This is a genomic window from Kitasatospora sp. NPDC056181 (assembly GCF_042266225.1).
GTDB lineage: Bacteria > Actinomycetota > Actinomycetes > Streptomycetales > Streptomycetaceae > Kitasatospora.
The window spans coordinates 1-2,679 of the sequence record NZ_JBHJUK010000304.1 but is presented as its reverse complement, the minus strand read 5'-3'; the positions used below and the strand labels follow the sequence as shown (position 1 = coordinate 2,679).

General features: G+C 72.4%; 1 protein-coding gene. It reads left to right on the top strand.

Going from position 1 to position 2,679, the window contains the following annotated elements; all coding sequences use genetic code 11:
- Positions 1–75: 75 nt before the first annotated feature.
- Positions 76–2,649 (top strand): ABC transporter permease, encoded by a 2,574-nt coding sequence (locus ACFC1F_RS43030; protein ID WP_376167258.1) that lies wholly within the window; start codon positions 76–78, stop codon positions 2,647–2,649.
- Positions 2,650–2,679: the final 30 nt, after the last annotated feature.

The following is a 2,679-nucleotide window of genomic DNA, read 5'->3' as shown; positions in this document are numbered from 1 at the left end:
ACCGCCGACTCCGTCCTCGAACGCATGCGCCGTTTCGACGGCAAGCGCACCAGCTGAGCGGGCGGGCACAGGACCATGCTGCTCAAGACGTCACTACGGAGCTTCTACGCCCACAAGGGCCGGATGCTCCTGTCGATGATCGCGATCGTGCTGTCGGTGGGCTTCGTCTCCGGCACCCTGGTGTTCTCCAACACCGCCACCAGCACCTTCGACAGGCTCTTCGCCTCCACCGCCCCCGACGTCCTGGTCACCCAGACCCCGGTCAAGAAGAACGCCGGACCGCGCCAGGACGGCGCCGCGACCCTGACCGTCCCGGCCTCGACCGTCACGCAGGTCGCGGCGCAGCCCGGGGTGAAGACCGCGCTCGGGCAGATCGAGGTCGGCAACGCGACCCTCGTCAACCCCAGGACCAACCGGGCGGCCGGCCCGGCCGGCGGCGCCCCGGCCAGGGTCGGCGCCTGGGTGCCCGGCCCGCGCACCCCCCTGAAGATCACCTCGGGCGGCGCCCCGGCCGGCGGCCGGCAGATGATGATCGACGCCGACACCGCCGCCAGGAGCAAACTCGGCGTCGGCGACCCGATCCGGGTGATCAACTCCTTCGGCACCTTCGACTACACCATCAGCGGCATCGCCACCTTCGACGGCACCAACCCCGGTGCGGCGCTGGCCTTCCTGGACGTCCCCACCGCGCAGCACGACCTGCTCGGCGCCCCCGACCTCTTCACCTCGGTCGCCGCGTTCGGCAACGGGGGCGTCCCCGACTCCCAGCTCAAGCGCACCATCGCCACGACCCTCGGCAGCGGCTTCGACGTCCAGACCGCCGCCGAGCAGAAGGCCGCGAACAGCAAGGACGTCGGCAGCTTCCTCAACTTCATGAAGTTCGCGGTGCTCGGCTTCGCCGGCATCTCGCTGCTGGTCGGCGGCTTCCTCATCGTCAACACCTTCTCCATGCTGATCGCCCAGCGCACCCGTGAGATCGGCCTGCTGCGCGCCCTCGGCGGCAGCCGCCGCCAGGTCAACCGCTCGGTGCTGGTCGAGGCGCTGCTCCTGGGGCTGACCGGCTCCACCCTGGGCCTGCTGGCCGGACTGGGCATCGCCCAGCTGCTGATCGGGCTGATGGGCTCGGCCGGCATGAAGATCTCCTCCTCCCTGGAGATCGACGCCACCGTCCCCGTCGCCTCCTACACGGTGGGCCTGGTGGTCACCGTGCTGGCCGCCTGGCTGCCGGCCCGCCGGGCCGGGAGGATCTCGCCGATGGCCGCGCTGCGCGACCACGGCACCCCGGCCGACGGCGCCGCCACCAGGATCCGCACCGTCCTCGGGCTGGCGCTGGGCATCGGCGGCGCCCTCCTGCTGGCCCTGGCCGCGGCGAACGGCGAGAGCGCCGCCGGCGGCGCCGGGCTGGGCCTGGGCGTGCTGCTGACCCTCGTCGGCTTCGTGGTCCTCGGCCCGCTGCTCGCCACCGGCGTGATCAGGGTGCTCGGCGCGCTGCTGCCCAGGCTCTTCGGGCCCTCCGGCAAGCTCGCCCAGCGCAACGCCATGCGCAACCCGCGCCGCACGGGCGCCACCGCGGCCGCCCTGATGATCGGCCTCGCGCTGGTCACCGGCTTCTCCGTGATCACCTCGTCGATGGTCAGCTCGACGAACGCGCAGATCGAGAGGTCGGTCGGCGCCGACTACCTCGTCCAGGCCAACCAGACCGGCGTCACCGCCGCCATGGTGGCCGCCGCCAAGGGCACCCCGGGCATCGACCACATCACCGAGGTGGTGAACGTGCTCACCACCCTCCGGACGCCGGACGGCCAGAGCCAGGAGATCTCGGTGACGGCGGTCTCCCCCACCATCACCCAGGACTACCACTTCCCGGTCCGGGCCGGCAGCGCCGAGGCCGTCACCGCGGGCGACGCCGTCTCGGTGGACCAGGACTTCGCCCAGGCCCACCACCTGTCCGTCGGCGACCGGGTGACGATCGACTACGGGAAGGGGCACACCCAGTCCGTGCCCGTCGGGCTGATCACCACCAAGGGCAACACCCTCTTCGACAAGCAGTTCTACATCGCCGTCGCGACCGTCGGGCAGGCCCTTCCGGCCGACCAGCGGCCCGCCGCCGGCGCCCTGCTCGGCAAGGCCGCCGCCGGCGCGGACAAGGACCGGACCTACCAGGCCCTCCAGGACGCGCTCAGCGCCTACCCCCAGCTGGACGTCAAGGACCAGAGCGCCTTCAAGGAGCTCTACCAGCAGCGCGTCGCCGGCCTGCTCAACCTGGTGTACGGCCTGCTCGGGCTCGCCATCATCGTCGCCGTCCTGGGCGTGATCAACACGCTGGCCCTGTCGGTCGTCGAACGGACCCGCGAGATCGGCCTGCTGCGGGCGATCGGCCTCTCCCGCCGCCAGCTGCGCCGGATGATCCGGCTGGAGTCCGTGGTCATCGCGGTGTTCGGCGCGCTGCTCGGCACCGGCCTCGGCCTGGCCTGGGGCGTCACCGCCCAGCAGGTGCTGAAGTCGGGAGGGCTGCAGGTGCTGACCGTGCCGGTGACCACGATCGTGGTGGTCCTGCTGCTCTCCGCCGTGGTCGGCCTGCTGGCCGCCCTGCTGCCGGCCTTCCGGGCCGGCCGGATGAACGTCCTGGACGCCATCGCCACGGACTGACCCGGCCCCGGCGGCCGCACGGCTCCGGGC

What these genes read in the sequence shown, in the direction of transcription:
- ACFC1F_RS43030 (WP_376167258.1), top strand. Translation starts at nt 76, where the DNA reads ATGCTGCTCAAGACGTCACTACGGAGCTTCTACGCCCACAAGGGCCGG.